Source organism: Devosia lucknowensis (genome assembly GCF_900177655.1).
GTDB lineage: Bacteria > Pseudomonadota > Alphaproteobacteria > Rhizobiales > Devosiaceae > Devosia > Devosia lucknowensis.
Genome location: NZ_FXWK01000001.1, coordinates 2,481,408 through 2,506,265, shown reverse-complemented (window position 1 = coordinate 2,506,265; position 24,858 = coordinate 2,481,408). Strand labels below are relative to the sequence as shown.

General features: G+C 64.4%; 28 protein-coding genes. 17 read left to right on the top strand and 11 right to left on the bottom strand.

Annotated elements, in window-relative coordinates:
* Nucleotides 1-2: 2 nt before the first annotated feature.
* The gene (locus tag CCK88_RS12325; protein ID WP_086470703.1) at nucleotides 3-971 is read left to right on the top strand and encodes a PDR/VanB family oxidoreductase; all 969 of its coding nucleotides are present in this window, start codon (nucleotides 3-5) and stop codon (nucleotides 969-971) included.
* Here CCK88_RS12325 and CCK88_RS12320 read toward each other — a convergent pair whose 3' ends face one another.
* Nucleotides 972-2,366, bottom strand: coding sequence for an L-serine ammonia-lyase (locus CCK88_RS12320; RefSeq protein WP_086470702.1), 1,395 nt, complete (start codon nucleotides 2,364-2,366; stop codon nucleotides 972-974).
* Between the two features lie 141 nt (nucleotides 2,367-2,507).
* Here CCK88_RS12320 and CCK88_RS12315 point away from each other — a divergent pair, with 141 nt between their 5' ends.
* Both CCK88_RS12315 and CCK88_RS12310 read left to right on the top strand, forming a co-directional pair.
* Nucleotides 2,508-3,095, top strand: a complete 588-nt coding sequence (locus CCK88_RS12315) for an alpha/beta hydrolase (RefSeq protein ID WP_086470701.1) — start codon at nucleotides 2,508-2,510, stop codon at nucleotides 3,093-3,095.
* 83 nt (nucleotides 3,096-3,178) lie between these two features.
* Nucleotides 3,179-4,234: a DUF3298 domain-containing protein gene (locus tag CCK88_RS12310; protein WP_086470700.1), complete on the top strand. Its 1,056-nt coding sequence runs from the start codon at nucleotides 3,179-3,181 to the stop codon at nucleotides 4,232-4,234.
* On the opposite strand, the gene CCK88_RS12305 is transcribed toward CCK88_RS12310, so the two are convergent.
* Both CCK88_RS12305 and CCK88_RS12300 read right to left on the bottom strand, forming a co-directional pair.
* A complete protein-coding gene (locus CCK88_RS12305) occupies nucleotides 4,231-4,527 on the bottom strand; it encodes a GNAT family N-acetyltransferase (protein ID WP_086470699.1) in 297 nt (98 codons plus the stop codon). The genes CCK88_RS12310 and CCK88_RS12305 overlap by 4 nt on opposite strands.
* A gap of 23 nt (nucleotides 4,528-4,550) precedes the next feature.
* A complete protein-coding gene (locus CCK88_RS12300) occupies nucleotides 4,551-5,102 on the bottom strand; it encodes a tetratricopeptide repeat protein (RefSeq protein ID WP_086470698.1) in 552 nt (183 codons plus the stop codon).
* A gap of 131 nt (nucleotides 5,103-5,233) precedes the next feature.
* Here CCK88_RS12300 and CCK88_RS12295 point away from each other — a divergent pair, with 131 nt between their 5' ends.
* Nucleotides 5,234-5,620 carry a RidA family protein gene (locus tag CCK88_RS12295; protein ID WP_210189946.1) on the top strand — a complete coding sequence of 129 codons (387 nt, stop codon included), beginning with the start codon at nucleotides 5,234-5,236 and terminating at the stop codon, nucleotides 5,618-5,620.
* A 77-nt stretch (nucleotides 5,621-5,697) separates the two neighbouring features.
* Here the strand turns inward: CCK88_RS12295 and nadA are convergent, their stop codons facing one another.
* Complete coding sequence (nadA, locus tag CCK88_RS12290; protein ID WP_086470697.1) at nucleotides 5,698-6,765, bottom strand: quinolinate synthase NadA; 1,068 nt, start codon at nucleotides 6,763-6,765, stop codon at nucleotides 5,698-5,700.
* A 170-nt stretch (nucleotides 6,766-6,935) separates the two neighbouring features.
* Between nadA and eda the strand changes: the two genes are divergently transcribed.
* From eda to CCK88_RS12265, 5 genes are all read left to right on the top strand, one after another.
* Complete coding sequence (eda, locus tag CCK88_RS12285; protein WP_170926454.1) at nucleotides 6,936-7,571, top strand: bifunctional 4-hydroxy-2-oxoglutarate aldolase/2-dehydro-3-deoxy-phosphogluconate aldolase; 636 nt, start codon at nucleotides 6,936-6,938, stop codon at nucleotides 7,569-7,571.
* Between the two features lie 141 nt (nucleotides 7,572-7,712).
* Nucleotides 7,713-8,081, top strand: coding sequence for a winged helix-turn-helix domain-containing protein (locus CCK88_RS12280; RefSeq protein WP_086470695.1), 369 nt, complete (start codon nucleotides 7,713-7,715; stop codon nucleotides 8,079-8,081).
* A 69-nt stretch (nucleotides 8,082-8,150) separates the two neighbouring features.
* Nucleotides 8,151-8,879, top strand: coding sequence for a molybdate ABC transporter substrate-binding protein (modA, locus tag CCK88_RS12275; RefSeq protein ID WP_244557482.1), 729 nt, complete (start codon nucleotides 8,151-8,153; stop codon nucleotides 8,877-8,879).
* Nucleotides 8,880-9,120: 241 nt separating this feature from the next.
* Nucleotides 9,121-9,795, top strand: a complete 675-nt coding sequence (modB, locus tag CCK88_RS12270) for a molybdate ABC transporter permease subunit (protein WP_086470694.1) — start codon at nucleotides 9,121-9,123, stop codon at nucleotides 9,793-9,795.
* A 212-nt stretch (nucleotides 9,796-10,007) separates the two neighbouring features.
* Nucleotides 10,008-11,180 (top strand): alpha-hydroxy acid oxidase, encoded by a 1,173-nt coding sequence (locus tag CCK88_RS12265; RefSeq protein WP_086470937.1) that lies wholly within the window; start codon nucleotides 10,008-10,010, stop codon nucleotides 11,178-11,180.
* Here CCK88_RS12265 and CCK88_RS12260 read toward each other — a convergent pair.
* Genes CCK88_RS12260 through CCK88_RS12250 form a run of 3 tightly spaced genes read right to left on the bottom strand, consistent with a single transcriptional unit; the run spans nucleotide 11,177 to nucleotide 12,898 of the window.
* Complete coding sequence (locus CCK88_RS12260; protein ID WP_086470693.1) at nucleotides 11,177-11,968, bottom strand: anti-sigma factor family protein; 792 nt, start codon at nucleotides 11,966-11,968, stop codon at nucleotides 11,177-11,179. The two genes, CCK88_RS12265 and CCK88_RS12260, sit on opposite strands and share 4 nt — an antisense overlap.
* On the bottom strand, nucleotides 11,965-12,471 hold the full coding sequence (locus CCK88_RS12255) for a sigma-70 family RNA polymerase sigma factor (protein ID WP_086470692.1): 507 nt from the start codon (nucleotides 12,469-12,471) through the stop codon (nucleotides 11,965-11,967). The genes CCK88_RS12260 and CCK88_RS12255 overlap by 4 nt, the downstream gene beginning before the upstream one ends.
* Before the next feature lie 28 nt (nucleotides 12,472-12,499).
* Entirely contained in the window at nucleotides 12,500-12,898 is a 399-nt protein-coding gene (locus CCK88_RS12250; protein ID WP_086470691.1) for a COG4315 family predicted lipoprotein, read from the bottom strand.
* A 233-nt stretch (nucleotides 12,899-13,131) separates the two neighbouring features.
* On the opposite strand from CCK88_RS12250, the gene CCK88_RS12245 reads away from it, so the two are divergent.
* Nucleotides 13,132-14,232, top strand: coding sequence for a TRAP transporter substrate-binding protein (locus CCK88_RS12245; RefSeq protein ID WP_086470690.1), 1,101 nt, complete (start codon nucleotides 13,132-13,134; stop codon nucleotides 14,230-14,232).
* A gap of 165 nt (nucleotides 14,233-14,397) precedes the next feature.
* Here the strand turns inward: CCK88_RS12245 and CCK88_RS12240 are convergent, their stop codons facing one another.
* The gene (locus tag CCK88_RS12240) at nucleotides 14,398-15,786 is read right to left on the bottom strand and encodes a TRAP transporter large permease (protein WP_086470689.1); all 1,389 of its coding nucleotides are present in this window, start codon (nucleotides 15,784-15,786) and stop codon (nucleotides 14,398-14,400) included.
* On the bottom strand, nucleotides 15,786-16,349 hold the full coding sequence (locus CCK88_RS12235; RefSeq protein WP_086470936.1) for a TRAP transporter small permease subunit: 564 nt from the start codon (nucleotides 16,347-16,349) through the stop codon (nucleotides 15,786-15,788). Before CCK88_RS12235 ends, CCK88_RS12240 begins: the two co-directional genes overlap by 1 nt.
* Before the next feature lie 163 nt (nucleotides 16,350-16,512).
* Between CCK88_RS12235 and CCK88_RS12230 the strand changes: the two genes are divergently transcribed.
* From CCK88_RS12230 to CCK88_RS12210, 5 genes are all read left to right on the top strand, one after another.
* The gene (locus CCK88_RS12230) at nucleotides 16,513-17,109 is read left to right on the top strand and encodes an ArsR/SmtB family transcription factor (protein ID WP_086470688.1); all 597 of its coding nucleotides are present in this window, start codon (nucleotides 16,513-16,515) and stop codon (nucleotides 17,107-17,109) included.
* A 10-nt stretch (nucleotides 17,110-17,119) separates the two neighbouring features.
* Entirely contained in the window at nucleotides 17,120-17,869 is a 750-nt protein-coding gene (locus tag CCK88_RS12225) for an SRPBCC family protein (RefSeq protein ID WP_086470687.1), read from the top strand.
* A gap of 379 nt (nucleotides 17,870-18,248) precedes the next feature.
* On the top strand, nucleotides 18,249-19,871 hold the full coding sequence (locus CCK88_RS12220; RefSeq protein ID WP_086470686.1) for an ABC-F family ATP-binding cassette domain-containing protein: 1,623 nt from the start codon (nucleotides 18,249-18,251) through the stop codon (nucleotides 19,869-19,871).
* 253 nt (nucleotides 19,872-20,124) lie between these two features.
* Entirely contained in the window at nucleotides 20,125-20,379 is a 255-nt protein-coding gene (locus CCK88_RS12215) for a hypothetical protein (protein ID WP_086470685.1), read from the top strand.
* A gap of 165 nt (nucleotides 20,380-20,544) precedes the next feature.
* Entirely contained in the window at nucleotides 20,545-20,802 is a 258-nt protein-coding gene (locus CCK88_RS12210; protein ID WP_086470684.1) for a hypothetical protein, read from the top strand.
* 4 nt (nucleotides 20,803-20,806) lie between these two features.
* On the opposite strand, the gene rpsU is transcribed toward CCK88_RS12210, so the two are convergent.
* On the bottom strand, nucleotides 20,807-21,067 hold the full coding sequence (rpsU, locus tag CCK88_RS12205) for a 30S ribosomal protein S21 (protein ID WP_086470683.1): 261 nt from the start codon (nucleotides 21,065-21,067) through the stop codon (nucleotides 20,807-20,809).
* A gap of 185 nt (nucleotides 21,068-21,252) precedes the next feature.
* On the opposite strand from rpsU, the gene CCK88_RS12200 reads away from it, so the two are divergent.
* Both CCK88_RS12200 and CCK88_RS12195 read left to right on the top strand, forming a co-directional pair.
* Nucleotides 21,253-22,197 carry a PfkB family carbohydrate kinase gene (locus tag CCK88_RS12200; protein ID WP_170926452.1) on the top strand — a complete coding sequence of 315 codons (945 nt, stop codon included), beginning with the start codon at nucleotides 21,253-21,255 and terminating at the stop codon, nucleotides 22,195-22,197.
* 76 nt (nucleotides 22,198-22,273) lie between these two features.
* Nucleotides 22,274-23,149 (top strand): c-type cytochrome, encoded by an 876-nt coding sequence (locus CCK88_RS12195; RefSeq protein WP_140048975.1) that lies wholly within the window; start codon nucleotides 22,274-22,276, stop codon nucleotides 23,147-23,149.
* Nucleotides 23,150-23,158: 9 nt separating this feature from the next.
* Here CCK88_RS12195 and CCK88_RS12190 read toward each other — a convergent pair whose 3' ends face one another.
* Nucleotides 23,159-24,745 carry an L-aspartate oxidase gene (locus tag CCK88_RS12190; protein ID WP_086470680.1) on the bottom strand — a complete coding sequence of 529 codons (1,587 nt, stop codon included), beginning with the start codon at nucleotides 24,743-24,745 and terminating at the stop codon, nucleotides 23,159-23,161.
* Nucleotides 24,746-24,858 lie beyond the last annotated feature (113 nt).

Here is a 24,858-nt window from a genome sequence, read left to right as displayed (position 1 = left end):
TCATGCGCAATCGTGTTGAATGGCGCGACGGAACAGTCGCCGAAATCCGTCAGATCGCCGAGGATGTCCGCCAGATCGCTTTCGCGGTCGACGGCCCGGTTCCGCGGTTCGATCCGGGATCGCATAGCAATTTCAAAGTGCAGATCGAGAGCACGGCAGCCAATCGCGCCTATACGGTCGTGCCGGCGGCCCCTGGTCAGATCGCTATAGCGGTGAAGCTCCATCCACAAAGTCGGGGTGGGTCCCGGTTCATGTGGGGGCTCGGGGTCGGCGAGAAGATCCGGCTGACGCTGCCAGAAAACCGGTTCGAGCTCAGTTGGCGCGCTGCGCACTACCTGCTGCTTGCGGGCGGGATCGGCATCACGCCGATCTATGGCATGGCGCAAGCGCTGGTGGCACGCGGGGCATCCGTCAGGGTGGTCTATGGGGCGCGGTCGCGCGGTTTGATGGCTTTTGCCCAAGAGTTGCAGAGCCTGCTTGGCGACCGCCTGGTGCTGAATGACAATTCGCTAGGTGACCACGTTGACCTGGCGGCTGAATTTGCGGCCCTACCGGCGGATGCCGAATGTTACCTTTGCGGGCCAATCGGCATGCTGGAGGCTGCCAAGGCCGCCTGGACGGCATCGGGTCGGCCCGTCAGCCGGTTGCGCTACGAAGTCTTCGGGGACAGCGGGCTCTTCGCCGAAAAGGCGTTCAGCGTGGATGTGGTCAATCGCGGCATCACCGTGGACGTGCGATCGGATCAGACACTGCTCGATGCACTGATCGGGGCGGGGGTGGAGATGATCCACGACTGCCGCCGCGGCGAATGCGGTCTGTGCGCCGTGCAGGTTCTGGAGACGCAAGGACAGATCGACCATCGAGACGTGTTCTTCAGCCCCGAGGAAAAGTCGGAAGGTGGCAAGATGTGCGCCTGCGTTTCTCGGCTCACCGAGGGGCATGCCCGGATCGACGTGGGCTACCGCGGCTGATCAGCAGGCCACGACATTGACGGCAAGGCCGCCGAGGCTGGTTTCCTTGTACTTCTCGTTCATGTCGTGGCCGGTCTGGCGCATGGTTTCGACGCAGGCGTCGAGCGGCACGGCATGCGTGCCATCACCTTTCAGGGCCAGGGATGCAGCGGTGACGGCCTTTACCGCACCGAAGGCATTGCGCTCGATGCACGGGATCTGCACGAGACCGCCGACCGGATCGCAGGTCATACCCAGATGATGTTCGAGAGCGATTTCCGCCGCGTTCTCCACCTGCTCGGGCGAGCCGCCGAGAATAGCGCATAGTCCGGCGGCCGCCATGGCAGATGCGGAGCCGACTTCACCCTGACAGCCGACCTCAGCGCCGGAAATGGACGCGCGATGCTTGATGATGCCGCCGATCGCAGCGGCCGTCAGTAGAAAGTCCCGAATGGCCTGATCGCCGGTCCCCGCATTGAACTTGACTGCATAGCTGAGGACGGCCGGAATGACCCCGGCAGCTCCGTTGGTGGGTGCGGTGACGACGCGTCCACCTGCAGCATTCTCCTCGTTGACCGCCATGGCAAAGACCGACAGCCAGTCGTTGGCCATCAGCGGATCGACTTCGTTGCGGGACCATTTCTGCGCCAGCTGGTCGTGAATTGCCGCAGCGCGACGTTTGACCCGCAGACCGCCGGGCAGTTCGCCTGGCTGTGAGAGGCCGCGATCAATGCATGACGACATGGCCGACCAGATCGCATCCAGGCGACGATCGAGGTTTGTCCGGGAGAGCCCAGCTTCCTCGTTAGCCCGTTTCATCGCAGCGATGGACAGGCCCGAGCGCTTCGCCATGTCGAGCATTTCGCGCGCATCCGCAAAAGGCCAGGGCACATCGGCGTCGCCAGGCGAAGCGGTGCGAAGCGCTTCGAGCTCGTCTGTGGTGACGACGAAACCTCCTCCAATGGAGAAGTAGTTTCGCCGCAGCAGCAATTGCCCGTCGGTATCGTAGGCGCAGAACTGCATGCCATTGGGATGACCAGGCAGCGGCGTCCGCTTGTCGAGCACCAGGTCGACGGCTGGCCGGAACCGGTAGGCTGGACGCCCTGGCGGCGCGATCGTTCCAGTCTCGCGCACACGGGCAATGATGCCGTCCATCGCGTCGGGGTCGACAGTCTGCGGAACTTCGCCAGAAAGGCCAAGGATCACAGCGCGATCGCTGCCATGGCCGATGCCGGTAAACGCCAGCGATCCGTGAAGACTTGCGGTGATTGCGGCCGGCCGGGCGCGGGCGGCACGCGGCCAATTGCCGGCGGCGAGATCATCGAGAAAGCGGCGGGCGGCGGTCATCGGGCCCATGGTGTGGGAACTCGATGGGCCGACGCCGATCTTGAAGACATCAAACACGGACAGGAACATGCTGCATCATAGCGGTCCTGCCACGCTGCGCAATTGCGACACGGCGGCATTGTTCCGGATCGCGCAACGGTGTGTGGCGTCCACCGGGCATTGCCCGGCGCTCGGAAAGCGCCAATATCGGCGGCAACAAAGGAGTGCACCATGTCCAGCTATCAGTTCCGCAGCGACGTCGATGCCGATCCTGCCGCGCCTGTGTTTTTCCTTTTCCACGGCACGGGCGGAGACGAAAACCAGTTCTTCGACCTTGCCGGACAATTGCTGCCCGGATCGCGACGGGTCGCTCCGCGCGGGGATGTCAGCGAACACGGTGCGCTTCGCTATTTCAGGCGAACGGGCGAGGGCGTCTATGACATGGACGATCTGCGGCTTCGTACAGCGGCCATGACGGAATTCGTGCGTACGCAGATCGGGACCGCATCGCGGGTCATCGGGCTGGGCTACTCAAATGGCGCCAATATTCTTGCTTCCGCGCAGTTCACCGCGCCCGACCTCTTCGACGCGACGATCCTCATGCATCCGCTGATCCCGTTTTCGCCGCCCAAGGCGGATTTCGGAGGACGAAAGGTGCTGATCACCGCAGGGCGTCGCGACCCGATCGCGCCGGCGGGAGCGACCGAAGCGCTGGCCAAATACTTCTCGGCCAACAATGCGGCGACGACGCTGGAATGGCATGAGGGCGGGCACGAGTTGCGCAACGAAGAGTTGAGGGCGATCCAGGCGTTTCTCTGAGGATCCAGCGCTCGTGCGCTTGGTGATGACGCGCGCCGAGGCAAGGGGTATCGTGGCTGAAATCAAACCGTTCAAGGTCGATCATGCTGCGCGTCACTCTCTCCACAGCCTTGCTGCTGGCCGGTTTTTCTTTGGTGCCGATTTCGTCAGGTCAGGCGGCGAGCTTTGATTGTTCCAAGGCCGGCACGCCATTCGAGCATGCGATCTGCGACAGTGCCGACCTGTCTACGGCCGACGAGCGCCTCGCCAAGACCTATGCGACCGCAGTCGGCGGGTTGTCGGAGACGGCGCTGGATGCGTTGCGGACGAGCCAGCGCGAATGGCTCGACTATGCGCAGCGCGCCTGTACCCGCAATGCGGAACCACTGGCCGGGAGCAACTATGACGAGCGGGGCGTTTCCTGCCTCGGCGATCTGTTCGACAGCCGAAGCGATGTTCTCGAAACCAGCCGCATGATCAACGGTCTGCGGTTCTACCCGGTGGCCGAGTTCTCGGCCCTGCCCGATCCCGCGGAGGCCGCCAATCCTGATTCCAACTGGCCGCTCGCACTGCATGAACTGTCCTTGGTGCAGCTCGATGGCGACGAGGATTCTTCAAAGGTATTCAACGACCTGGTGCGGGCGGAGGGGGAGTTGATCTCTGGCGTGTTCGCGCCGCAGGGCGGTGCGGAACGGGTCGAAGACGATACGAGCAGCGATTCCACCAACAGCATCACCGTCGACGATATCTCAGGAAACCGCATTTCTCTCCTGGCGAACACCTACTGGTTCGGCCATGGGGCGGCGCACGGTAATTACACGATCTCCTATCGCCATTACCTCAAGGACAAGCAGCGCTTCGTTGAAGCGCAGGATGTGTTCTCGGGAAAGGGCTGGCAAAAGGCGCTGCTGACGCTGGCCGTCGAAGCCGCCAAGGCCGAGCATGGTGACAACCTGATGCTCGACGACACGAGCTACATCGCTGAATCCGTTATCGATCCAAGTCGTTGGGACCTGTCGGACCCCTATGGCCTGGTGATCCAGTTCCAGCCCTACGAGATATCCGCCTATGCCTATGGTGCCCCGACGGCGCGGGTCAGTTGGGAGGCGCTGGCGCCGTATCTCGCAGACACGGCTGACAGCATCCGCTACGGTTTCTAGGCGCGCAGATCGCCCCATTCGGGGTGACGGCGGAACTGCGCGACAACGTAGGAGCAGAGCGGGGTGATCTTGAACCCTTCCTTGCGTGCGTCGGCGATGGCGGCATTGACCAGTTTCGAGGCGATGCCGCGGCCTTCGTATGCAGGAGGGACGCCGGTGTGGTCGATGATCATCGGGCCGTCGGCGGCCTTTCGATAGGTCATCTCGGCCTCGGCGCCGGGGGCGAGGTGGATGACGTAGCGGCCGCGGGTCGGGCCGTCCTCGCGATGGATGATATAGTCGCCTTCAGCCATGCTCTTGTTTTCCTTGACCTTTATCAGCTTCGCATCGGCGGTTTGCCAAGCTCGGGAAACAGGCTGCGCTCGGGAAGCCAAGGGTGAATATCGAGTGCTTGCTTAATGGATTCAAGGGCTTGGTCATATTTGCCCTGGGTGTGGAGGATGAGGGCGCGGCCGGCCATGGCGCCGAAATGACGAGGCTCGAGTGCGAGGGTGCGGGCGACGTCGGCCAGGGCATCGTCATAGGCACCGCGCATGAAATGGGCGGTGGCGCGGAGGTTCCAACCCTCTGGATAATCAGGATAATCTTCGATGAGGGCATCGATCAGCGGCAGCTGGCTGGCGGGGCCGGCAAAGCCGCCGCCCTTGATGATCTCATCGACCCGGGCGGCGAGGACGGGATCGTCCGGCCGGGTCCAGATGCGCCAGATCCGGTCGGCGATCTGGCGTGCCTCAGGCTCGGTGGTGGACGCGGAAAGCCTTGAAAACAAAGCGTCTAATTCGGCCGACTGTGTGGCACTGGGCGTGAAAGTCTGCCCCAGGGCGACACTTGACGGCAGGGCGGCGACCAGGAACACCGATAGGGCCATACGCGCTAGCATTTGCATGCAAAATATAGTGCGCTTTTGCTCGAACCATAGCAAGCATGGGCAATTTGCTAGCAGACTGCTAACCCTTGAGCACTCGCTCCGGTTAATCCAGAAAAGATCGCATGTCCGACATTCTCCATCACATGATTTCCTCCGGTCCGCGCCCGGTCGCCCCCTTCAGCCACGCGGTGGAAGCCAATGGGTTCGTGTTCGTCACCGGACAGATGCCGACCGATCCCGATGCACCGGACGCGCCGCTGCCCGAGGGGATCGAGGCGCAGACGCGGCGGGTGGTGGACAATCTCAAGATCGTGCTCGGCGGGGTCGGTCTGGGGCTCGAGCATGTGACCATGGCCCGGATCTATCTCACCGAGTTCGAGCGCGACTATGCGGCGCTCAACGACCTGTGGCCGACCTTTTTCGAACCGGGGAAGCTGCCGGCTCGGACGACCGTGGGCGTGACGGCCCTGGCGGTTGGGGCGCTGGTGGAAGTGGACCTGGTGGCGCTGCGTCCCTAGGAAGGGGCCCTCCTCACCCGGCGCTGCGCGCCGACCTCGCCCAGAGAGAGGTGACGCGAGGTCGTGCCTCTGATTGCTCAATCGCCCCGCTTCGACAACTCGATCATGCGCTCCACGGCCTGTCGGGCGGGGGCGATGATGTCGGGGGCGATGGTGACTTCCTCGCTCATGGTGTGGAGCGACCAGAGGACGTTTTCGAGATTGATGCGCTTCATGTGCGGGCAGATGTTGCAGCCGCGCAGGAAATCCACGCCTGTTGTTTCCGAGGCGACATTGTCGGACATGGAGCATTCGGTGACCATGACGACGCGCGGGGGCTTGGTCGACTTGACCCAATCGATCATGGCCGCGGTCGAGCCGGCGAAATCCACCGCGTCGATCACCTCGGGCGGGCATTCGGGGTGGGCGATGATCTTGGCCGTCGGATAGGCGTGGCGAAGCTCGGAAATGTCCTCGGCGGTAAAGGTCTCATGAACCTCGCAGGCACCGGCCCAGGTGATGATCTTCTTTTTCGTCTTCTTGGCGGTATTGGCCGCCAGATACTGGTCGGGGATCATGATGACCGTATCGCCCTCGACGCGGTTGACGATGTCGAGCGCGTTTGACGAGGTGCAGCAGACATCGGTGACGGCCTTCACCGCGGCCGAGGTGTTCACATAGGTGACGACGGGTGCGCCCGGATACTGGGCGCGCATGGCCAGCACGTCCTCGGCGGTGATGCTCTCGGAAAGCGAGCAGCCAGCGCGGCTATCGGGAATGAGAACGGTCTTGTCGGGATTGAGGAGCTTTGAGGTCTCGGCCATGAAATGCACGCCGCACTGGACGATGACCGACTGCCGGACCTTGGTTGCTTCGATGGCCAGCTGCAGACTGTCGCCCACCACGTCGGCGACGCCGTGATAGATCTGCGGCGTCTGGTAATTGTGAGCGAGAATGACCGCGTCCTTCTCCTTTTTCAGCCGATTGATCTGAAAAATCAGGGGGGCATAGAAGGGCCACTCGATCTCGGGGATCTTGTCGCGAACACGGTCGAAAACCTTGTCGGTGGCGCGGGCGACGGCGGGGGTGAACTTGAGATCGAAATTCTGGGCAAGAATGACGCGCGCGTCTGCCAGTGGCGTCACTGCATTGATCGTCTGAACCATGATGTCCTCCCGCCCAGGCCCTATCGCGCATCCCGCGGGTTGCGAGAAGGGCGCGGCGACAGCCAGCGGGCGGAACCTAGGGATTTTCTCCCGCCAATTCAATGAACCCGCTTGCAGGAAATTCGGTCTGCGCCTAACGCTGGGCGCAAATCCAGCCGAGGACACTTCTGATGCCGCAGGACGCAAACGCCATCCGCTCGATCCTTTCGCTTGCCCCGGTCGTGCCGGTCATCATTCTCGATGATGTGGCGCAGGCCCGGCCGCTGGCCGAGGCCCTGGTCGCCGGTGGCCTGCCGGTGCTGGAAGTGACGCTGCGCACGCCCAATGCGCTCAAGGTGATGGAAGAAATGGCCAAGGTCACTGGCGCCATCGTCGGTTCGGGTACCGTGCGCAATGCCGTGCACATGAAATCATCGGTGGATGCCGGTTGCCGGTTCATGGTTTCGCCCGGCGCCTCGCCGCGGCTGCTCGATGCGGCCGATGACGTGGCCATTCCGCTGCTGCCGGGCATCGGCACCCCGACGGAAGCCATGACCGCTGCCGAGCGCGGCTATTCCTTCCTGAAGTTCTTCCCGGCCGAAGCGCTAGGCGGCGCGCCAGTGCTGAAGGCCTTCGCGTCGCCGCTGCCCGATATCACGTTCTGCCCCACCGGCGGCATCGATCCTGAAAAGGCCAAGACCTACCTCGCGCTGCCCAATGTCATCTGCGTGGGCGGCTCCTGGATCATGCCGGCCGACGCGCTGGCCAGCGGCGACTTCGCACGCATCGAGGCGCTGGCGAGAGAAGCGAGCGCGCTCAGAGGGTAACTCCTTGTCCTCGGATACCCCCACCCAGCCTCCCCCTGTCAGGGGGAGGGGTGCGGCTGGTGGTCGTTGCGCAATTCAGCCTGGAACACGATTTTACTCCTCCCCCTATCAGGGGGAGGTTGGGTGGGGGTCTTTCGGTTCATGACCAAACCTGTCCACTCCCACGGCCTTGGTCACCTGCGCGTCGTCATTTCGGAAACCGCCTATATCGGGCCGGGGCGTGCGGATCTGCTGGAGGGGATTGCCCGCACCGGGTCGATCTCGGCGGCGGGGAAGGCCATGGGCATGAGCTACAAAAGGGCCTGGGGCCTGGTGCAGGCGCTCAATGACGGATTTGGGCAGCCACTGGTGACGTCGAGCCGGGGAGGCGCGGCGCAGGGTGGCGCGAGCCTGACGCCGCTGGGCGAGGCCGTGCTGGAGCGCTATCGGGCCATGCAGCACAAGACCGAGCTGGCTATCGCCGAAGACGTTCGGGCTCTGCGGGCGAAGTTTTCCGATATTTCCAAATAAACATATCGCTTGCATCGTCATGCGGTTTTGCGCATCGATATGTTCGATAAAACATATCGGAGCGTCCTTGTGTCCCGCACTCTCCTCGTCGCCCTCCTCCTGGCCGGTTCGGCCCTACCCGCCATGGCGGAAACCGTAAACGTGGCTGTCGCCGCCAATTTTACCGCCGTGGCTGAACAGCTGGCAGCCGATTTCGAAGCCGATAGCGGCCACGCGGTCGAATTGAGCTTCGGGGCGACCGGACAGCTCTATACGCAGATCAGCCAGGCGGCGCCGTTTGGCGTGTTCTTGGCAGCCGATACGGCGCGACCGGAAAAAGCCATCGCGGATGGCTTTGCGGTGGATGGCTCGTTCTTCGTCTATGCTGAAGGACAGTTGGCGCTCTACGGCCCCGGTCGTGACCTCAGCGATGGCAAGGCTGCGCTCGAAGGCGATTTCACCAAGCTGTCGGTGGCCGACCCCGACGCCGCTCCCTACGGCAAGGCCGCGGTGGAAACAATGACCGCGCTGGGCGTCTACGAGACACTGGAGCCCAGGATCGTCTGGGGCGAGAACATTTCGCAGACGCTGCAGTTCATCGAGAGCGGCAATGCAGAACTGGGCTTCGTGGCGGCCAGCCAGGTAGTGGGCAAAGAGGACGTGTGGCTGGTGCCCGATGACCTGCACGCACCGATCGCGCAGGGCGCCGTGTTGCTGAAGGAAGGCGAGGGCAATCCGGCAGCTGTCGCGTTTCTGGACTATCTCAAGAGCGACGCGGCGGTGGCTGTCATCGAGGCGGCGGGATACTCGGTGCCCTGAGGGCTGATCACCCCCACCCCAACCCTCCCCCTGAAGGAGGGGGAGGGAGCCTGGCCGGTGGAATGGCAGGATACTCCATTGGCCGTCATTGCCCGGCTTGACCGGGCAATCCAGTGCGCGGCGGCGTGGACCAGCGGGTCAAGCCCGGTGGTGACGATGAACAGAAGAGATGAACAATGCCGCGGCATCCCGAACAGGGTTCCCGCTTTCGCGGGAATGACCCGGCAGATATGACCAGCTGATGGATCTAGCACCCCTCCTATCTCCCATTCTCCTGACCCTGTCGCTGGCGCTGTGTGTCACGGCGATCCTTGTGGTCGTGGCGACGCCGCTGAGCTGGTGGCTGGCGCTTGGAAAGGGCGGGGGACGCGAGGTGGTGGGGGCCGTCGTGACCCTGCCGCTAGTGCTGCCGCCGACAGTGCTGGGCTTTTACATGTTGCTGGCGCTGGGCCCCAATGGTCCGGGCGGGTGGATTGCAGGCCTCTGGGGGGCGCGGACGCTGGCCTTCTCGTTTGGCGGCCTCGTCATTGGCGGGATGATTGCCTCGCTGCCCTTCATGGTGCAGCCGCTGCGCAATAGCTTTGCAGCGATCGAGGGCGAGGTGCTCGAAGTCGCCGACACCTTGGGGGCGTCAAGGGTGCAGCGGTTCTGGCGCGTGGCCCTGCCGCTGGCGCGGCCGGGGTATCTGGTCGGCGCCATTATGGCCTTTGCCCACACGGTGGGTGAATTCGGCGTGGTGCTGATGATCGGGGGCAATATTCCGGGCCAGACCAAGGTGCTCTCGATCGCCATCTACGACTTTGTCGAACGTCTCGAATGGGACAGGGCCCATGTGCTGGCGGGCGGCATGGTGCTGTTCGGGTTTACGGTGATTTTCGCAACGCTGGTGGTGGGGCGGCGGGCCGAGCAAAGGTGAGCTGGTTCAGCGCTTGTTGAAGCCGTCTGGCCATTTGCGCGAGGAGTTCTCGTGGCCTTCTCGGGGCGGCCGCCACTCGAGCGCAGCTCTTGTGGGCTTCGCGCCTAGAATTGCTCCACTGGAGCAATTCTGCCTGTGGCACGGCTTGAAGACTAACATGTTAGTTGTTAGAGCAGGCGGGACTTACTCCGGAGCGCGCTGCCATGACCGCGATCGACAAGGTCCTGACCGTTGAGGAAATGAAGCGGCTGGCGCATCGGCGCGTGCCGAAGATGTTCTTCGAATATGCCGATAGCGGCTCCTACACCGAGGGGACCTATCGGCAGAACGAGAGCGATTTCGGCAAGATCCTGCTCAACCAGAAGGTGGCGGTCAATCTCGAGGGCCGCAACCTCAAGGTCGACATGCTGGGCAAGCCGATCACCATGCCGGTGGCGATCGCCCCGGCGGCGACCGGCGGCATGCAGACGGCGGACGGCGAGATCAAGGCGGCACGGGCCGCCGAAAAGTTCGGCATTCCGTTTTCGCTCTCGACGATGAGCGTCTGCTCGATCGAAGACGTGGCCGAGAACACGACGGCGCCGTTCTGGTTTCAGCTCTATGTCATGCGCGACCGCGACTTCATCAACCGGCTGATCGACCGGGCCAAGGCGGCGAAGTGTTCGGCGCTGGTGCTGACCATGGACCTGCAGATCCTGGGGCAGCGGCACAAGGACATCAAGAACGGGCTGGCGACGCCGCCCAAGTTCACGCCCTACTCGATCTGGCAGATGATGCAGCACCCGCTGTGGTGCCTGCGCATGCTGGGGACCAAGCGGCATACATTCCGCAATATCGTGGGGCATGTGAGCGGTGATCACGACCTGGCGTCGCTGTCATCGTGGACGGCGTCGCAGTTCGACCCGACGCTCAACTGGGGTGACGTGCGCTGGATCAAGGAGCGGTTCGGCGGTCCGGTCATCGTCAAGGGCGTGCTCGATGCCGACGACGCGCAGGCGGCGGTCGACAATGGCGCCGATGCGGTGGTGGTTTCCAATCACGGCGGGCGGCAGCTGGACGGGGCGCCCTCGACCATTCGCGTGCTGCCCGAAATCGTCGACCGGGTGGGGCACAGGACCGAAGTCTATCTCGATAGCGGCATCCGCACGGGACAGGACGTGATCAAGGCGCTGGCCTATGGCGCCAAATCGACCTTCATCGGTCGCCCGATGCTCTATGGGCTGGGGGCCGGTGGCGAGGCGGGCGTGACGCGCGTGCTGGAGATCCTGCGCAAGGAAATCGACACGACGATGGCGCTGTGCGGGGAGCGCGACATCCGCAATGTGGGCCTGCACACCATTTACTCCAACGATATTCCGCCCCGGAATGCGCCCAGGCGCGGCTAGAGCTCGTAATCGGGCACTTCTGCCGATGCGGCCGGCGTCAGCTGGGCGAAGATGCTGGTGGCGAGTGCCTGGAGCGCTTCGGGGGACTGCGACCCGACAATGGTGCAGGTGATGGTGGCATTGGCCCAGTAGAGCGCGTTGTCGCCGCCGAAGCTCACCGCCTCGAGTTCGGGTCCATCGACGCCATTGGACGGGGTGACATAGAGCGTCAGGCGCTGGCCGGCGGCATCCTCGTACATGAGCTGGGCGGCGCGACCGCCGGGAATGGCGGGGGCAGGCAGGAGGCGGCCGCCCAGGAAGCTGAGGCCCGCAGGCGAGAGGTCGGGCATGGCCAGGCCCGTGCCCAGCCGATTGGAAAGCCAGGTCGAGAGATGTTCGGTTTCGCCGCCCGGGACTTCGACGGCGTGCCGGTTTTCCGCGACGTATACGGTGTGGGCGCTGACGGCGTCGGCGATGAGGCGATTGTAGAGGGCGGGCTCGTCGGGGGCGGGGCGATTGAGCCAGCCGGTGACGATGCCGATGCCGAGGAAGACGGCCAGGACCGCCGCCTGGCGCAGACCCGACCAGCGGCGCCGCGCGCGCAGGAGCGCCAGGCGATGGGGATCGAGCCGCTTGGGAACGGGTTCCGCCCCGGCCGGCGCATGCAGGGTGCGGATGGCGTCGGACTGGCGCTGGAGCACGGCGACTTCGGCCATGGCGGCCGGATCGGCCTCGACGGCGTCGCGCCGGGGCTGGTCGAGCTGCCCGTCGACATAGGCCATGATGGTGTCGCGATCGATGCCGCTCATTTGACGGTCCTCAGATGCGGTTCGGCCGGCGTGCCGGTGAGCGTGCGCAGGGCCGAACGGGCGCGGCCGAGGCGGCTCATCAACGTGCCCTGGGGAATGTCGAGGATGCGGGCGGCGTCGGCATAGGCGAGGCCTTCGAGGGTAACCAGCAGCAGGGCTTCCTTCTGTTCGAGGGGCAGGGTGTCGATGGCGCGGGCCAGTTCGGCGAGGGCCAGGTGGCCGGGTTGTGGCGCCGGAGTCGCCGGTTCGGGCACGGCGTCGAGATCAAGCGGCGTGCCGTGGCGGCGCTGGGCGCGCAGGCCGTTGCGGTGGAGATTGGTGAGGATGGTGTAGAGCCAGGGGCGCAGGGGGCCGCGCGGCTGGAACAGGCCGCGGCGGGCGATGGCGCGCTCGAGGCAATCCTGCACCAGGTCGTCGGCGCGGTCGACGTCCCGGGTGAGCGCACGGGCGTAGCGGCGCAGGGCCGGAACGCATTCCTGCAGCTCATCGAGAAAATCGACCACGCCGACCAGTCCTCGCGGTGGAACTCAGTTACTCGATGGCAAGATGCCAGACGCCGCCGACGCCGTCACCCTTGGTGTCGCCCGCCGCCATGTCCTCGTACCAGTAGTAGAGCGGCCAGCCCTTGTAGGCCCACATCTTGGAGCCGTCGTCGCGGGTGACGACGGTGAAGTCGCCATCGTCGGTGGCGGCGGCATCGGCCATCAGCGGCGGCCACTTGACGGCGCAATCGCCGTTGCAGACGCTCTTGCCGTCGCCCTTGGTATCCTTGTCGAAGGTGTAAAGGGTCATGCCATTGGTATCGGTCAGAACCATCTTGCCGCCGATATCGGTCGACTTGACGGCGCCGCCCAGATAGTCGGCGGCGAAGGCGGGGGCGACGATGAACGCGAGCGCGGCGGCGCCGGCGAGAAGCGAACGGAACTGCATGGGAAACGTCCTCCTGTTGCAAGGCCAGTGAGCGGCCTTCCCCTGCATCAACACCGGGCAGGGCGGTTTAATCCCGCGACGCCGAAAAAACCTCGTGGCCGGAAATTTGCATTGGCGCATAACAACATGCTGGACAGGTGGCATCCGGATTGCTTTGTTAGCCGTGACCGGTGCGTCGCTTGGGAGAGGGCGCTTTTCGGTCCGGCGGGAGACGCCGCAAGGGAGGGATTTTCATGAAGAGACGCGAATTTTTCAAACAGGCTTCGGTTGCGACCATCGGCGCAGCAGCTGCTGCAACACTGGCCACGCCCGCAATTGCACAGGGCAACATCACCTGGCGCATGGTGACGACCTGGCCGAAGAACTTTCCGGGCCTGGGCGTGGGCGCCCAGAACCTGGCCGACCGCATCACCCGCGCCTCGGGTGGCAGGCTGACCGTGCAGCTGTTCGCTGCCGGCGAAATGGTGCCGGGCCTGCAGGCGCTGGATGCCGTGATCGACGGTTCTGCCGAAATGAGCCACGGCACGCCCTATTACTGGCAGAACAAGAGCCAGGGGCTGAGCTTCTTCACCGGCGTGCCGTTCGGCATGACCAGCCGCGAACTCACCGCCTGGGTGCGCTATCTGGGCGGCCAGGAGCTGTGGGACAAGATCTACGACCAGTTCGGCCTGCAGGGCTTCCTTTCGGGCGATACCGGCACCCAGGCCGGTGGCTGGTTCCGCAATGAGCTGACCGGCGTCGCCGATATCCAGGGCCTTCGCTTCCGCACGCCGGGTCTCGGCGGACAGGTCTGGGCCAAGCTCGGCGCCTCTGTGACCAATCTGGCCGCCGGCGAAATCTTCGCCGCGCTGCAGTCGGGTACGCTCGATGCCGCCGAATTCGTCGGGCCCTATAACGACCTGGCGCTCGGCTTCTACCAGATCGCCAAGAACTACTACTTCCCAAGCTTCGTCGAGCCGGGCCTGGCCACCGAAATCGTGGTGGACAAGGCCAAGTTCCAGGAGCTGCCGGAAGACCTGCAGGAAATCGTCCGCATGTGTGCCCAGGCTTCGTATGACGACGTGGCGTCGGACATGTATGCCAACGATCCGCGCGCGCTCAATGCGCTTGTCAGCGAACATGGCGTGCAGATCCGCCAGTTCCCAGAGGAAATCCTCGAGGCTGGCGCCAAGGCTTCGATGGAACTGATCCAGGAAATCCGCGACGGCGGCGACGCCAATACCAAGGAAGTGGCCGAGAGCTTCGTCTCCGCCTTCAACCTGCTGCGCCAGCGCACGGAAGGCACCGACATGCCGTTCCTGGCCGCGCGCGAAAAGTACATCAAGTACGAATAAGCGAACTATCGACCGCACGAAGAAGCCCGGGCTGAGGCCCGGGCTTTTTGTTTTCATTCTCTGCTACCGTTCGGCTGGCTGCCATTCGAGCGTAGCTCTCATGGCCTTCTCGACTTATGCGGCTCCACTGGAGCCGCATATTCGCTGCGCGAACCGTCTTCGAAGTCAGTAAAGCACGCCGGGCAGCCAGGTGATCAACTGCGGGAAGAAGAACAGCGTGATCAGGGCGACGATCTGCAGGATCACGAAGGGCACGACGCCCTTGTAGATCATGCCCGTGGTAATGCGCGAAGGGGCAACGCCGCGCAGATAGAACAGGGCGAAGCCGAATGGCGGGGTCAGGAAGCTGGTCTGAAGGTTCACCCCCACCATCACCCCAAGCCAGATCGGATTGACATCGAGCGCCAGGAGCACCGGGGCCGTTATCGGGATGACGATGAAGATGATTTCAAAGGTGTCGAGGATGAAGCCCAGCAGAAACATCACCAGCATCACGATGATGATGGCTCCAACGGCGCCGCCCGGCATGGACGACAGGAATTCGTGCACCAGGTTATCGCCGCCCATCATGCGGAAGACGATGGAGAACACCGCCGCGCCGAAAAGGATGATGAACACCATGGAGGTGATGGTGGCGGTGGAGATGACGGCCTGGCGGAGAATACCCAGGGTGAGCTTGCCACGCAGCAGCGAGAGCAGCAGCGCGCCAACCGAGCCGACCGAGGCAGCCTCGGTTGGGGTGGCGATGCCGGCCAGGATGGAGCCGAGCACGGCAATGATGAGGAGTAGTGGCGGAATAAGCGCCACGACCACCTCACGCCAGAGCGATGCCTTTTCGGTTTCGGGCACCGGCGTTGCTGGCGCAGACTTGGGGTCGAGCCAGGCCTTGACGATGACGAAGATCGCGTAGAGCGAAACCAGCAGCAGGCCAGGAATGATGGCACCTGCAAACAGGGCGCCGACCGAAACGGGTTCGGGGGCAAAGTTGCCCTTTTCCATCTGCACCTGGGCATTGATGCCCGAGAGCATGTCGCCCATGAAAATCAGCACCGTGGAAGGCGGTATGATCTGACCCAGGGTGCCCGAAGCGCAGATGACGCCGGTCGCAAGCTTGGGATCGTAGCCGGCACGCAGCATGGCAGGCAGCGAAATCAGGCCCATGGTAACGACGGTGGCGCCGACCACGCCGGTGGAGGCGGCGAGCAACGCACCGACGACAATCACCGACAAGGCAAGTCCGCCCCGCAAATTGCCGAACAGCTTGCCCATGGTGAGCAGAAGTTGCTCGGCAATTCCCGAGCGTTCGAGCATTACGCCCATGAACACGAACAGCGGCACCGCCACCAGGACTTCGTTGGTCATGAGGCCGATATAGCGCCCGGCCAGCGAGCCATAGTTGGAGGGGTCATAGACGCCCAGCCACCATCCGACGAGGCCAAAGAGAATGGCCGTGCCGGCCAGCGAAAAGGCGACCGGGAAACCGAGCATGAGGACGCCGATGACGCCCACGAACATCAGGGCGGCGAGAATCTCGCCGATAAGGACGGGATCCATCAGTGCGCTTCCCTTGCGTCGTCTGTCTTATAGCGGAGGTCTGGCGGCAGGAGTTCCTCGCGGTTGGCGAGAACCAGAATGGCGCGTGCTGCCATGGCTATGCCCTGAAGGCCGACCAGCACGGCAAAGGCGATTATGAAGCCCTTGAGGATGAACAGCCCCGGCATGCCCCCGATATTCGAGGAGCCCTCGTAAAAGCCCCAGGAGCGCGCCACCGCCGGATAGCAGTAGCGAATGACGACATACATGAAAGGGAGAAGGAACACGACCACGCCGAAGAGATCGGCCATGGCTTTGCGCCTGACCGAAGACGGGCGGTAGAAAATGTCGACACGAACATGATCGTCACGCAGGAGCGCGAAACCGGCGACGCCCGTGAACATGGCGCCTCCGACCCAGACATAGAGATCCTGTACCCAAAGCGTCGAGGTGTTGAAGAAGTAGCGCTGCACCACGACGGTGAAGCAGACCAGAACACAGGCCAATGCCAGCCAAGACAAGATCTGGCCCACAAGCCAGTTGATAGCGCTGATACCTTTGACCAGCGCGGCTAAACCCTGCACGGATCGCCTCCCCTCATGCTTGCAGCGCTCCCCGGCGCCGCTTTCTCCCTTGAAAAGATTGACCATCATCCTTCCGGCCGGTCAACACGATATCGTCCGGCGATGACCACGCTCACCCTCGTTGTTAATTGACAAATATAATTGTCAATTCTAGCCTTGGGCCATGACTGCATCCGAACCGACCCGCCTGATCGATGATGCCGCGCGCGCCATGATGGTGCTCTCGCCGATCAAGCGACGCTTGCTGGATGCCTTGCGCGAGCCAGGCTCGGCCAGCAGCCTGGCCAAGCGTCTCGACATGTCCCGCCAGCAGCTGGGCTACCACCTGCGGGCCCTCGAAGCCGCCGGACTGGTGCGACTGGTGGAGGAGCGCAAGCGCCGCGGTTTCGTCGAGCGGGTGCTCGTCGCATCGGCGGATGCCTTCGTGCTCGACCCGGCGCTGCTGGGCCGCAAAGAGGTGGACGCCCAGGACCGGTACGCCGCGGAACACCTGGTTGCTGTGGCAGGCGACATCGTGCGCGAGGTGACCCGCATGCGGGGCGCGGCCGAGGCAGCTGGCGCGCGGCTGCTGACGCTGACAATAGAGGCCGATGTCGGCTTTGAGCAGCCACACGATTTCGAGGATTTCGCTGCCGCACTCAGCGAGGCGGTCGCGGCCGTGGCGGCACGATATCCGCAAGGCGCCGGAAGGCGCCGCTATCACCTGACGGCCGCAGCGCATCCGGCCGTCGCCGACAGCAAAACCAAGCCGATCAATTGAGGAGAGTGCCATGAGCGAGACGCCGGACACGAGACAGGTCGTGGTCGATATCACCATTGCCGCGCCCATCGAGAGCGTCTGGGAGGCACTGCGGGATCCCAAACTGATCGAAACCTGGTTCGGGTGGGACGCGCCGAGCCTTGCCGAGGAGATCAAATTCATCTTCCTCGACCATGCGGAAGCGGACGCGGCGCGGCGCGTGGTGCAGTTCGGCGAATGGGAAGGCTCGAGCGATGCCATAGAGCTGACGGAAGAGGCCGGCGGGACACGGTTGCGGATGATACGATCGGGCGGCGCACCGCTCGACTGGGACGGGGTCTACGAGGATATCCGCGAAGGCTGGGTCAATTTTTTCCAGCAATTGCGGCTGGCGCTGGAACTGCATGAGGGCGAGGAGCGGCGCACGATCTATCTCTCGGGGGCCGCCAAGCCCGGTGTGGGCGAACCCAGCGCAGAGCTCGGACTGGATGGGCCGGTGGCGTACACGGCCGGGCGCCCGTACACGGCGGCGCTGTCGACGGGGAACAATGCGCGGGGACTGGTCTGGTACACGACGCATTTCCAGACGGCGCTGGTGGTGGAGCAGTTCGGCAATGGGCTGATCGTGGTCAGCGACATGGGTGTTTCACCCAAGCGGCCGAACGGCGGTGGGTCGGTGCTGATTACGACCTATGGGCTTTCGGCGGGTGAGTTCGATGCGCTGGAAGCGCAGTGGAAGGGCTGGTGGGACGAGCGGTATGAGACGGCAACCCCCTCCTAGCTATGCTACGGCCCTTTGGGCCTAGCGCCGCTACCTCCCCCTGCAGAAGGGGGAGGGGGATCCAGCCTATGGTGTTCGAAGGCTACCCCACACGCGGCGCCGCTCTCGGGCCTGACCCGAGGGCCACTATCGGGGTGCACCGAACCGGCATTGGGGCTTGCTGAGAGGCCCTCGGGTCCAGCCCGAGGGCGGCACGGTGTTATCTGGAGCGCCGTATCCGGCCGTCGCATGGCTGAGGGCTTTCGGGCGGGGTTGCTCGAATGGGCTGGGGATGCTTTAGGAGCGGCTGATTTTTACCGCATGGCCGGGCCCCCACCCTGCCTCCCCCTGAAGAAGGGGGAGGGGCGAAGGACCGGTCGTTCAGCAGGCACTACGTTTCATGATCCGTCTCGAATCCATTTCCAAGCAGAACGGCAAGCAGATCGTCTTCATCGAGGCGAGCGCCGCGCTGCAGAAGGGCGAGAAGATCGGGCTGGTGGGGCCGAACGGGGCGGGCAAGACCACGCTGTTTCGCATGATCACCGGCGAGGAAAAGCCCGATGAAGGCCAGGTGTCGGTCGATCGTGGGGTGTCGATCGGCTATTTCAGCCAAGATGTGGGCGACATGGAGGGCAGGCCCGTCGTCGCCGAGGTGATGAACGGGGCGGGGCCGGTGAGCGAGCTGATGGCCGAGATGGCCGTGCTCGAAGCCGACATGGCCGACCCCGACAAGGCCAACCAGATGGACGCCATCATCGAGCGCTATGGCGAGGTGCAGGGCCGGTTCCAGGAGCTCGACGGCTATTCGCTGGATGGGCGCGCCCGCGAAGTGCTCGATGGCCTCGGGTTTTCGCCCGAAATGATGGATGGCGACGTGGGTGCGCTCTCGGGCGGATGGAAGATGCGCGTGGCGCTGGCGCGCATCCTCCTGATGAAGCCCGACGTGCTGCTGCTCGACGAACCGAGCAACCATCTCGACCTCGAAAGCCTGATCTGGCTGGAAAACTTTCTAAAGACCTATACCGGCGCGCTGCTGATGACCTCGCATGACCGCGAGTTCATGAACCGGATCGTCAACAAGATCCTCGAGATCGATGCGGGCACGCTGACGAGCTATACCGGCGATTATGAATTCTACCAGGGCCAGCGCGAGATTTCCGACCGCAACCAGCAGGCGCAATTCGAGCGCCAGCAGGCCATGCTGGCCAAGGAAATCGCCTTTATCGAGCGGTTCAAGGCGCGCGCCAGCCACGCGGCGCAGGTGCAGAGCCGGGTCAAGAAGCTCGACAAGATCGACCGGGTGGAGCCGCCCAAGCGGCGGCAGACGGTGGTGTTCGAATTTCGCCCGGCGCCGCGCTCGGGCGAGGACATCGTGCGGATCGAGGGCGTCAGGAAGGCCTATGGCAGCCGCACGATCTATGACGGGCTGGACTTTCACGTACGGCGGCGCGAGCGCTGGTGCATCCTGGGCGTCAACGGCGCGGGCAAATCGACGCTGCTCAAGCTGGTGGCCGGAACCTCGGAGCCCGATGCCGGCGCGGTCAGCCGCGGGCCCAGCGTCAAGATGGGGTATTTCGCCCAGCACGCCATGGACGTGATCGACGGCGACCTGACGATCTTCCAAATGCTGGAAAGCACGTTCCCGCAGGCCGGGCAGGCGCCGATCCGGGCGCTGGCGGGCGCCTTCGGCTTTTCGGGCGACGATATCGAGAAGAAGTGCCGGGTGCTGTCGGGCGGCGAGAAGGCGCGCCTCGCCATGGCGCTGATCCTCTTCGATCCGCCGAACTTCCTGGTGCTCGACGAGCCGACCAACCACCTCGACATCCAGACCAAGCAGATGCTGATCGAGGCGCTCTCGAATTTCGAGGGGACCATGCTGTTCGTCAGCCACGACCGGCATTTCCTCGCCGCGCTCTCCAACCGCGTGCTGGAACTGACGCCGGAGGGCGTGCATGCCTATGGCGGGGGCTATACGGAATATGTGCAGGCGACGGGGCAGGAAGCGCCAGGGCTGCGGAGCTGAGATTTCCGGGCGAATTGGCGCTTGCCTTGACTCCACCACGATTGGGGTAGATGATCACCCTACGTTTTCTGCCCCTGTTGGCGACCTGATCCTTCCGGCATAGCCGGTTGCATGGCTTTCCTTCCGAACCTGCGAACGTATAGACCCCTGATGCATGATGCGCAGGGGAAACCTGCTCGTTTGCCATTGCTTCGAGCCGAGATCAGTCCCGGAGACGCCTTCAAGGCGTCGGTACCGTCGGAAGGAGCAGACCATGTCGCACCGTTACACAGCCGGCCAGATGCTGGAACTGCGCTCCGCACCGCGCCTCAGCAACCGTCCGTCGGGGCCGTGCGAGGTCATCACCTGCCTTCCGCATGAACGCGGGCCGGTGCTGTACCGGGTCAAATCGCTGGGCGAAAACATCGAGCGGGTGGTGGAAGAGGGCGACCTTGCCCCCAGTTCCGCCACCAAAACGGCGCTGGCCGAAAACGAAACCGCCTTCACCATCGCCATCAGCAAGCGCTAGCAGCCGGCTTCGTCACGCGTCAGCGCTGGCAGGCAGGTTGGCTGGAAATCGCTGGCAATCATCATCGTTACCGGGAGATCGGGGCGCCCAATGTGGCGCGGATCATCCCCTGGCGCGCCTTGCGCCGAAGACCGGCCGGAGTGCCGGCAGAAAGACCATAACACAATGAATTTCGATATCTTGAGCGCGCCCGGGGAATTGTTCCTGGGCAGCGACGTCACCACCGCACAGGCTTTGGGCGGCCGTCATTTCGGGACTGCTGCACGCGCGGTGCGCTTTGCCATGGAGCAGGCCGCGCCGGTGAGCCTGAGGGGCGCATCGCTGCGAATCGGCGCAGCGGATTTCGGTCCGGGCCAGATCCGGCGGATGCATGCGCGCCTCGAGGCGCTCGGCCAGGCCAGGCGGCCCGGCCGAAGAGCCTGAAACGCTAGCGAGCGCCGCCGGGGCGACTGCCGAAGGTGCGCTCGGGGCGCTTGGGCGCGGCGATCAGGCCTTCGCGGATCGCCTGCTTGCGCGCCGCCTTGCGGCTGCGCCGCACGGCTTCGGCCTTGCGCCGGACACGTTCTTCAGAGGGTTTTTCGAAATACTTCCGGAGTTTCATCTCCCGGAACACGCCTTCGCGCTGGAGGCGCTTCTTGAGGACCCGAAGGGCCTGATCGACATTGTTGTCGCGTACCTGAACCTGCAAAAACTTTCCTAACATAGTGCGTTCCGGGCCCCATAGCCCGGACGGAAGCAACGCTGCCGCTGCCCGGGGAGGGTGTAGCAGCTTTGGCCGCCGAGACCAAATCCCCGGCGTGCATAAAGAGGCCGATGGTGACAAGTGATCCGAAAGTGCTATGCAGCGGCCAGCGCAGCACTCGGGAGGGACGCATGTTCGTAGTTGGGGGCGAAAGCCTGATTGACCTGGTGCCGGTTTCGGCCGCTGCGGATGCCGAGCGCGTGGCGCTGGCGGGTGGATCACCCTTCAACTGCGCGATCGCCCTCTCCAAGCTGGGAAACGCGACGGGTTTTCTCTGCCCGATCAGCCAGGACCAGTATGGCGACCTGCTGCTCAAGCCGCTGGCGGAGGCGGGCGTCGCGGTGTTGCTCAAAGACCGCGTGCCGGAGCCGACCACCAAGGCGATCGTGACCTTTAACGAGAAGATGCAGGCATCCTACGTCTTCGAGCGGCATGCCGACCGCGCGTTCACCCGCGAGGGCCTGATCGCGGCGCTGCCGGAGCGGATCGCGCTTTACCAGATCGGCGGCTTCTCCCCGATCCGCGCCGACGACGCCGCCATCTGGACCGACGTGGTCGCGGCAGCAGTCGAGCGGGGCGCAACGATCTCGATCGACATCAATGTGCGCGACAAACTGATCGACGACGAGGCGGGCTATCGCAGCCGGCTCTCGGCTTTCCTCGATACAGCCCATGTGGTCAAGCTCTCGGAAGAGGACCACGACTGGCTCAAGCCAGGGACCAGCATCGAGGCGCATGCGGCAGAACTGCTGGCGCGGCCGCGGTGTGAACTGGTGGTGGTGACGCTGGGCGAGCACGGAAGCCGTGCCTTTACCGCAGCCGGGGAAGCCGTGGCGCCGATCTACGCGCCGCCGGTCTTCGGGGACACGGTGGGGGCAGGCGACAGCCTCATGGCGGGCATACTGACATGGCTGGCCGAAGCCGGGGCGCTGAAGCCGGGCGGGCTCGCTGCGCTGGACGCCGAGGCGCTGGCCGAGATGCTGCGGTTCGGCGCCGTGGTGGCCGGGATCAATTGCGGGCGCAAGGGATGCCAGCCGCCGAGCCGGGGCGAAGTCGATGCGGTGCTCGCAGCCTAAAGCTAACATTTCCGTTAGTTGCCAGCGCGATGCCGCTCTGCTCTCTATCCCGTGATAGCGTCTTGGGGTGTTCGTCATGCGGCGGAGATGGATTGTTCTGGGTGTCGTGGTGGTTCTGGGCGCGGCGACCGCGGCCTATTTCCTCAAGCCGGTGACGGGGCCGGCGCGCGACCTGACCCTTGTCGGGGATGTGGCGCGCGGTGACTACCTGATCCGCCTGGGCGGATGCGTCGCCTGCCACACCAATGCTGCTGCCGGCGGTGCGGAACTGGCCGGCGGCGTCGGCCTCGAAACCGCATTTGGTACGTTCGTTCCGCCCAATATCACCTCGGACCCGGATGTCGGCATCGGCCGGTGGACGGTGCAGCAGTTCTCCGATGCCATGAGCAATGGCATGGGACCGCAGGGGCACCTCTATCCAACCTTCCCCTATGAAAACTACACGCTGATGAGCGACCAGGAGATCGTCGATCTCTATGCCGCACTGATGGCGACGGAACCGGTTTCGACGCCGGCGGGCGAAAGCCAGGTGCCGTTCCCGTTCAACATCCGGCTGGCGATGGCCGGCTGGCAGAACCTGTTCTTCCGCCCGGCGCGCTTCAGCCCCGAGGAGGGACAGAGCGAGCAGTACAATCGCGGCAAGTATCTCGCTTATGGCCCGGCCCATTGTGTGGCCTGCCACACGCCCCGCAACGCGCTGGGGGCGCTCGAATGGGACAAGGCCCTCACCGGCTCGCCCGGCGGAACCGGCGGTCGGGCTCCGGCGCTGACGGCCGCGGCGCTTACCGAAGAAGGTTACGATGTGCCAACGCTGGTGCAGACGCTCAAGGACGGGTTTACCCCGGGCTTCGACGTGCTGGGCGGTTCGATGGGCGAAGTGATCGCCGATTCCACCTCGCATTGGACGGACGAAGACCTGACGGCGCTGGCGACGTATTTGCTGACCGAGTGAGCGCTGTCGTCAGGCTTCCGCGCGGATGGAAAGCGCTTCTGACAGCGTCATTTCGGTGTGGTGTTCCCAGGCTTCGTTGGAGTCGGGGAAGTCGATGCGGAAGTGACCGCCGCGGCTCTCGGTGCGTTTCAGGGCCGCCGCGGCGACGAGCGTGGCCGAGGTGGTCATGTTGAGATAGGCGCTTGTGACCCGTTCGGCCGTGGCCTCGAGACGGGCGATCTCGCGAAGGGCGGTGCGCAGGCCTGCGGCGTCGCGCTCGACGCCGACAAGATCGGTCATGACCCGGCGCAGGTCCTGCACGGCGGGGGTGTTGCGAAGCACTTCCTCGGCCCGGGCGCCCTCGGCCTCATCCCACTCGATGCCCTTGAAGGGCGTGAGTTCGCGCTGCGGTTCGAGACCGCCGATATCCTCTGCGATCCGCGCGCCATAGACCACGGCCTCGAGCAGGGAATTGGATGCCAGGCGATTGGCGCCATGCAGGCCCGTGCAGCTTGCTTCGCCACAAACCCATAGGCCCGGCAGTGACGAGCGCCCACGTTCGTCGACCTTGACGCCGCCCATGTGGAAATGGGCAGCGGGCGTCACCGGGATCATGCCGTTGACCGGGTCGATGCCGGCGTCGCGGCAATATTTCGAGACGGTGGGGAAACGGGTGAGGATATCGGCTCCCAGCGCCTGACGCGTATCGAGAAAGACCTGCCGTCCGGCCTGGATCTGCCGGAAATTGGCGCGGGCGACGACATCGCGCGGGGCCAGCTCGGCATCGGGATGAATGGCGGGCATGAAGCGCTCGCCCAGATCGTTGACGAGAATGGCGCCTTCGCCGCGCAGCGCTTCGGTGGCGAGCGGGGCCGGATCGGCACCCGTGGCGATGGCGGTGGGGTGGAACTGCACGAATTCGGGGTCGGCAATGATGGCCCCTGCGCGCGCCGCCATGCCCAGGGCGTGGCCACGCACGCCGGGCGGATTGGTGGTGACCGCATAAAGGCCGCCCAGGCCACCGGCGGCGAGAACGGTGGCGCGCGCGCGAATGAAGATGGGTTCGGAATAGCGATCGCCAAGGCGCCGTCCATAGATGCCGACGATGCGGCCGTTGTCGCGCGCGAGGCTGAGGGCCGTGATGCCTTCAACGACGCGGATCGAGGGCGTCTTGCGCACCTGGGCGATGATGGCCTGCATGATGGCCCAGCCGGCGCGATCACCTTCGACCTTGACGATGCGGTTGGCGGAGTGGGCCGCCTCGCGCCCGAGCTCGAAATTGCCGAAATCGTCCCGATCGAAAGGGGTGCCCCAGCGGGCGAGGTCTTCGATGCGCGCTACGGCTTCTGCCGTGACGCTTTCGGCGATGCCATGATCGACGATGCCGGCGCCGGCCATTTCGGTGTCCTGCGCATGAGCATGAGGGCTGTCACCTTCACCCATGGCCGCAGCGACCCCGCCCTGCGCCCAGGCGGAGGAGGCGCCGGTGCCGAGCGGCTTGGGCGAGAGCACGGTGACCGGACGCGGCGCGAGCTTGAGCGCAGTGAAGAGGCCTGCGAGACCAGCACCGACGATGAGGGCGCCGTCGGCGTTGAGGGTGTTGTCGAAGGTTGTCACGAGCTCCTCCCCAGGATGGCAAGGGGCTTAGCTTGTGCGGGCAGTGGGGGCAAGGAGAGGTTTCACCCCCGCTGGGCAGCCACCGGACTTGATCCGAGGGTCATTTGCAATCT